The sequence below is a fragment of the Amycolatopsis sp. NPDC039088 genome, from assembly GCF_055598845.1.
The window spans coordinates 40,098-46,300 of the sequence record NZ_JBVKAE010000052.1 but is presented as its reverse complement, the minus strand read 5'-3'; the positions used below and the strand labels follow the sequence as shown (position 1 = coordinate 46,300).

The 6,203-nt window shown below is 65.3% G+C and carries 7 protein-coding genes; 5 read left to right on the top strand and 2 right to left on the bottom strand.

Going from position 1 to position 6,203, the window contains the following annotated elements:
- Positions 1–279 precede the first annotated feature (279 nt).
- Positions 280–603 (top strand): hypothetical protein, encoded by a 324-nt coding sequence (locus tag ACZ7KI_RS39605; RefSeq protein ID WP_470278136.1) that lies wholly within the window; start codon positions 280–282, stop codon positions 601–603.
- 389 nt (positions 604–992) lie between these two features.
- Here ACZ7KI_RS39605 and ACZ7KI_RS39600 read toward each other — a convergent pair whose 3' ends face one another.
- Complete coding sequence (locus tag ACZ7KI_RS39600) at positions 993–1,205, bottom strand: hypothetical protein (protein WP_470278135.1); 213 nt, start codon at positions 1,203–1,205, stop codon at positions 993–995.
- 267 nt (positions 1,206–1,472) lie between these two features.
- On the bottom strand, positions 1,473–2,759 hold the full coding sequence (locus ACZ7KI_RS39595) for a pentapeptide repeat-containing protein (protein WP_470278137.1): 1,287 nt from the start codon (positions 2,757–2,759) through the stop codon (positions 1,473–1,475).
- Between the two features lie 1,231 nt (positions 2,760–3,990).
- On the opposite strand from ACZ7KI_RS39595, the gene ACZ7KI_RS39590 reads away from it, so the two are divergent.
- The 4 genes from ACZ7KI_RS39590 to ACZ7KI_RS39575 all read left to right on the top strand — a co-directional run bounded on the left by ACZ7KI_RS39590 (position 3,991) and on the right by ACZ7KI_RS39575 (position 6,192).
- Complete coding sequence (locus tag ACZ7KI_RS39590; RefSeq protein WP_470278134.1) at positions 3,991–4,200, top strand: hypothetical protein; 210 nt, start codon at positions 3,991–3,993, stop codon at positions 4,198–4,200.
- 54 nt (positions 4,201–4,254) lie between these two features.
- Positions 4,255–4,839: a hypothetical protein gene (locus ACZ7KI_RS39585; RefSeq protein ID WP_470278133.1), complete on the top strand. Its 585-nt coding sequence runs from the start codon at positions 4,255–4,257 to the stop codon at positions 4,837–4,839.
- Between the two features lie 406 nt (positions 4,840–5,245).
- A complete protein-coding gene (locus ACZ7KI_RS39580; protein WP_470278132.1) occupies positions 5,246–5,509 on the top strand; it encodes a hypothetical protein in 264 nt (87 codons plus the stop codon).
- The gene (locus tag ACZ7KI_RS39575) at positions 5,506–6,192 is read left to right on the top strand and encodes an RNA polymerase sigma factor (protein WP_470278131.1); all 687 of its coding nucleotides are present in this window, start codon (positions 5,506–5,508) and stop codon (positions 6,190–6,192) included. The genes ACZ7KI_RS39580 and ACZ7KI_RS39575 overlap by 4 nt, the downstream gene beginning before the upstream one ends.
- The last annotated feature ends 11 nt before the right edge of the window (positions 6,193–6,203 follow it).

Genomic DNA, 6,203 nt, shown 5'->3' with positions numbered 1-6,203 from the left:
ACGAAACCAGCCACCACGCGACCGACTACACAACCGGCCGTCAGGTAGCCTGACACCACCTCATCGACCCTGTCCGTCAAAACGGGTCAACCCCACGAGGAATCACTCGCCGACACCGCACTCTGGGCCCGGCTACAACTCCTCCCCTGGCCCACCTCCGACAACACAAGCTATCTGCTCGAAGACGCGGTCGCCGCCGAACGCGGCCGCCGCGGAGCCGCCCGCCACATCAAGGACGGACTCATCGAGTTCCAAGGCACACACGTCACCGGCGAAACCGTGGACGTCGCCGACCTCATCCTCGAGATCACCGACCACGCCCAGCCCACTTGCGACCGCACCCACCTCATCGAACTCTGGCACCAACGAACCTCAGACTTGCTGGAATCACCCGCCGCGAAGATCGCAGCAACGAAAAGCAACGGCCGTTACTCGACCCAGCGACTCAGCAGGTCACTCACCTACCTAGAGGCACAAGGACTCATCGTCCGCACGAAGGTACAGACGAAGCCCAAGATCACGGTCATCAACCGCGCCGCCATGCTCACCCTGCGCCAACTCTGGGACAAAGAGCACTTCCCCCTCGACAACGTCGACGAGTAGAAGCTAAGGGCACCCGGACCAGCACCAGAACTCTGCTCTGCGACAGACTTCTGAACCGCATAGTCGCAGGAGCCTGATGCGACCAGGTCACAGGAATGGCCCGGCAGTGAAGGGGGAGGGACCGCCGGGCCATTACCTAGGTCGCCGCGCGTTCGGCGTGTGTTACCAACGTTCCGGGCCTTCCAAACCTCGCCGGAGACTGCGTTCACCCACCAGCGCAGGATCGGCACCGACCGTGCAGAGCAGGTGCTTCTGCCGGGTAGTCGAGCTCGACGCTAGCAGTGAGGACCCGACCGACCGCCTTACCCTGCTCAGGGCGATTGTTACGACTTGAGCCGTCGCCGTGACCGCCGCAACGTCAGGCTGGGCGAGGACAACAGGGGCAGAGTTCACTCCTCGCGAGGCCGGAGCGCGTACCCCGGTACCCACTGGCCCGCCCGCGCGCCACCGCGCCCCTCATTGATCATGAACTGGACCCAGCCGAACCAGTATCCGGTCGTGCTGACCTTCCACATCGACAGCTCGCCGCGGACCGTCTCCTGGAGGTCGAGCCCGTCCGGGATATCTCCTCTAGGCGGACCGACCGGGAAGAGCTGGCTCAAGTCCACCCAGACTTTCCGAGGCGGCCGGTATCCCCGGAAGGTCTTCTCTCCCGGTGGACCGTCTGACGTGGAGCTATCGAACATGGGTTCGATTATGCATGACGTGAGGTTCGGGGCAACCCAGGCTTCACGCATGTGCTGAGTCACGCTATTTGTCACCTGACCACGACAACTGTCACCTGCGGCAGTTGGTTGGGGATACGAAAATGTGACTGAGCGCCAGAGTTGGCCAGTTGAGCGCGTGTCGAGTGCAAGTGACGTCTTCGATCAGCTGCGGACAGCGTGCGCTGCGCGGTCGCGGGGGTCGTCGACGATCTCCATCGCGCCGTTTTCCAACTGACGAGAGCGTTCATGGATCTCTTGGTCGTGCTCTGCTGGCCAGCTGGTCGATGTGTCCCAGCGGACGCCACTCAAGCGATCGATGTCCAGTTGCATGACAGCGACTAGGTTCGCTCCACGCAGGTCCGCCCCGCTCAGGTCCGCCCCGCTCAGGTACGCCCCGCGCAGGGCCGCCCCGCTCAGGTCCGCCCTGCGCAGGTTTGCCCCGCTCAGGTCCGCCCCGCTCAGGTTCGCCCCGCGCACGTCCGCCTCGTTCAGGTCCGTCTCGCTCAGGTTCGCCCCGCGCAGGTTCGCCTCGTTCAGGTGCGCCCCGATCAGGTTCGCCCCGCGCACCTCCGCCTCGATCAGGTTCGCCTCGTTCAGGTTTGCCCCGGTCAGGTTTGCCCCATGCAGGATTGCCCCACGCAGGTTTGCCCCGGTCAGGTGCGCGCCGGTCAGGCTCGCGCCGGTCAGGTTCGCCTCGGCCAGGTGCGCCTCGGCCAGGTTCGCCGCGCGCAGGTTCGCCCTGCGCAGGTCCACCCTGTTCAGGTGCGCCTCGCCCAGGTCCGCCCCGCTCAGGAACGCCTCGCTCAGGTCCGCCCCGCGCAGGTTCGCCCCGCTCAGGAACGCCTCGATCGGGTCCGCCTCGGTCAGGTACGCCTCGCCCAGGTCCACCCCGCTCAGGAACGCCCCGCGCAGGTTTGCCCCGGTCAGGCTCGCCCCGATCAGGAACGTCCCGCGCAGGATCGCCTCGCGTAGGTCCGCCCCGCTTAGGTCCGCCCCGCTCAGGTCCGCCCCGCTCAGGTTCGCCCCGCTCAGGTTCGTCCCGCTCAGGTTCGCCCCGCTCAGGTTCGCATCGAGCAGGTCCGCCCCGCTCAGGTTCGCCTCGCTTAGGTTCGCCTCGCTTAGGTTCGCCCCGCTCAGGTTCGCCCCGCTCAGGTCCGCCCCGCTCAGATTGATCTTGAACAGGTTTCTCATGGCGAGATTCACCATTGGCAGGTATGCGCCTTGCAGCTGTGCGCCGGGTGAAGCCTGCTCGCCTCGCAGGCGCTTGCTGGGGTCTGTCGCCGCCGGGTCGACACGCGTCGCACTGGCGATGTCGCCGCTGACAGAGGCCGGGGCGGGGGAGGGTTCTGACTGAGTGACGCCACTCTGCGCGAGGGTGGCGACGCGATCTGGGAAGGTGCGGGGCTCGCCGCTTGCCGATTGGAACGCAGGGGTGCGTCGGAACAGCACCGCCAAGATCTGAGTGAGCAAGGGCCAGGGGTGCGTCATCGCTCTCCCCGCTCAACCCGGGTTTGATCCCCCGACGTGTACACGGGTGCGTCCGTAACAACGCCCTCCTGGACGCAGCCGTTATGCGGTATCGACGGGAACTCGCCACGAGCGCTCGGACTTGGTTCTACGTCCGAGGAGGTGTCGGTGCTCGGCGCTGCCGGGATGGGCAGCAGAGCGGTCAGGCGGTCGACCATGACCGGCGCAGCCACCCCGATCGCCACAGCCGCGAGCGGCCCAGAAACCTGGCCAGATGCGGCCGTGGCACCAGCGAGGATCCCGCCGATCACCATCCGAACAACTTCGGCGATCGCGTAGGCCAGGGGCCCGGCCCGCACACCGGGGCCGTGGACACGCCAAGGCCACGCCCCGTGCCGACGCACCGCGGCGTAGAGCTCCAGGCCTTCTACGACGAAGCCGCCGGCCAGCCCCCACAGTCCCGCAATGACCCAACTCACTTCGTCAGCCTAGAACTTCCCAGCGAAGATCGGTATCACCGAGGGTGTCGCAGTCTGTACCTACCGACATAGATTTCTGAACGACAGTGAGGTGAGCGAGGATCTGCCAGAGCGACCAGGTACCTGTGGCATTGGTTCGCTCGATCAGCCCCAAAGAGTCTGTGGCACGGTCTGCGGGCCGGTTGGTGACGCCCTTCAGAAGGCGGTAGGCCCTGCCGGTGACAGAAATCGTGGCCAGCTGGTGACAGAAATGTTGGTCAGCCGCTCTCAAATCTCCTGTTCAGGCTTTGTCTTGATGACAGATGGCGTGGCCAGTCACAACGCATCGCCGAAGGTCGCCGGGTATGCTTCCGTCCACCTAGAGGAGTGGGCGATCCCGCCTGATTGGATCAAAGGTTTGGTTTCAGGGGCCGACAGCCTCCACACAGGGCCGTCGACCCCTGAAACCAAGACTTGATCCAATCAGGCGGGGTCTCGACAACCGTGACCACTGAACCGGTCCACGGTCAACCGCGTTCCGTGTGGCGTCCGTGACGCGCGCCACCGAGGCCGGAACGCGGCGGAGTACCCGCCGATGCCCCGTCGGCCAAAGCTTCAACCCGTACACCACCCTTAACCGGCTGGTAGGGACGCCTCGGCCCCGCTGGCGGTGAGGGCTGTGCGTGGAATTCTTCGCTCGTGTCGCGACATGGTCCGTGTCGAGCCTTTGGGCTCTTGTCTGCTTACTTGCCGTGGTGATCTCCGGCATCTGGCTCGTCACCCGCCTGATCCTCCATAAGGCGAAGCCTGGCGAGCACGTCCGGATCAAGGCACCGTTCTTCTCCATCGAGACCGGCCCGCCAGCGTCGCCGCCGCCTGCCGAAGAGGCTGACGACAAGATCACTAAGAAGCGCCCACCCGCCACGGAAACGCCCAAGCTGGCCGACTTCGACCCACCGAACTGAAGCAGCGGCCTCCACTTCAGGTGTGTTCTCACCCAACCTGGCAGGATTGCAGTCGTGACGGTCTATGCCTTCGACGCAACGCGTCGAGTTCTGATCTGCACCTGGGACACGGGGCTCGGCTGCGTCGCGACCAGCGTCTCCGAACTCTCCGAAGCCGCAGCGCATGAGGACCTGCTCCGGCTCGCCGATACGCTGACAGGCCTGTCCCGCCAGCTATGGCACACGTACACGCATCCGGCCAGCGCCGCGGACAGCCTGGAGGAGAACACTGAAGGGTGGCATCGACAAGGTGAGCGCGACGCGTTCAACTCCGTGATCGCGGCTCTGGCGAAACCCAACCTTCCACAAGACGGCTACATGACCCAGTCCTACAACCGTGTCGAGGAAGCAGCACACCCGGGCAGCGACGCGAGGAACAGGATCGAACTGATCAAGATCCGGTCTCGCAGTCGGGACCGACACCGGCGGCGTGGTCGCACTGGTGCTACCCCGACGCCGCCCATCCAGCCTTGTGGATCATCACAGACTCCGGCATCGCGATCGTGCTCCTCGCACAAGTCAGCACCCGCCGCCCACCACCGGCGAGATCCGGCCTCGCCGCCCCTGCTCGACGATCCTCAGCGGGCTGAGGTCTTCTGACGAGACTGTGATCGATGCCTGCGGTGAAGGCTCCGTGGTCGGGTTAAGTATGTCCGGCGGGTAGCAACCTCGGCGTTGCGTCGGACGTGTAGGCATGTCCTGGAACTTCTGGCGCGAGCCCCGCGGAGGAGCCACCCCGGTCGTGTCGATGATGTTTCGATAATAGGCATTATCAGAACATCGGGTCGCGCCGAAGGGTGCCGATGGCAATAGAGGATGAATCCACCCCGGATTCTTTCGTCACGGTGACGAAAGAATCCGGGGTGGCAGCGCTCGACGCGCAGTGGTAAAGCTTCCCCACTAAGGGTGAGTTCTGGGCTGGCCGGAAGAAATTTCAAGGTCTTTCGCCGGTACCGGTTCTTCATCGCTGTTCGGTTCGGTATGGGAGCAGGAAGGGAGGCCAACAATGGACACAGGCCCCACCAACTCCCCTGACGCAGACTGCATCATGATCCCCCGTCCCCGCTCGGTGATCCGGGCGATCCTGGACGTCGTCACCCTGCGCACCAGGCGAACCATGGCCCGCGACCGCCATGACGCCCTCGTCGACGCCACGCAGGTCCTCAGCGACTCCGGACGCGCCGCCCACCTGATCAGCCGCGACCCGGCCGGCGACGAATGGGCCGTCACTCTCGGCCCGGCCGTACCGACGACCTCGGAGTCCGCATGACGGGCGCCCAACTCACTCCGAGCGGCGATCACGAAAGCCCCGACACGGACCCCGGCGAGTACGAGCATCAGCCGCGGATCCGGTACGACCGGGACGAAGTCCTCCGCGTCCGCGACGCCGGCGTGCCCGGAGCGATCGCCTACGCGACGAAACGCCTTCACGGCGACCACGCGGCCGCCGAGGAGGTCGTGGCCACCGCTTTCCATGAACTTGTCCGTAGGTGGCAGGAACAGGGATCGCTGCGCGAGCCCCGGATTCTCTTGATCCAGATCGTTGAGTTGAGGGTCAAAGACGAGCTACGCAAACAGACGCGGCGTCCGATCCCGAGCACCGAAGAGGACATTTCGGCGGCCCTGCACTGTGATGCGGTGAGGACCAAGGACGCGGCCGAAGACGCCTCGATCCTGCGGGCTACGGCAGCGAACGTCAAGGACAAACCCGACTTCGCAAACGGGCTGTTCACCGACGAACTCCTCGTGAAGGCGCTCCGAACGCTGCCCACCCGGCAACGTCAGGTGCTGATCCGGCTCTACGGCTACGAAGACAGCCTCGACGAGGTCGCGGCGCTTCTCGCAACGACGAAGCCCAGCGTCAAGGCACTCCGCCAGCGTGGCCTCGCCGAACTCAAGGCTTCCCCCCTGCTTGCGCACTACCGCAGTCCCGCACCGGAGGTTCAGCGATGACCCCACCCCCT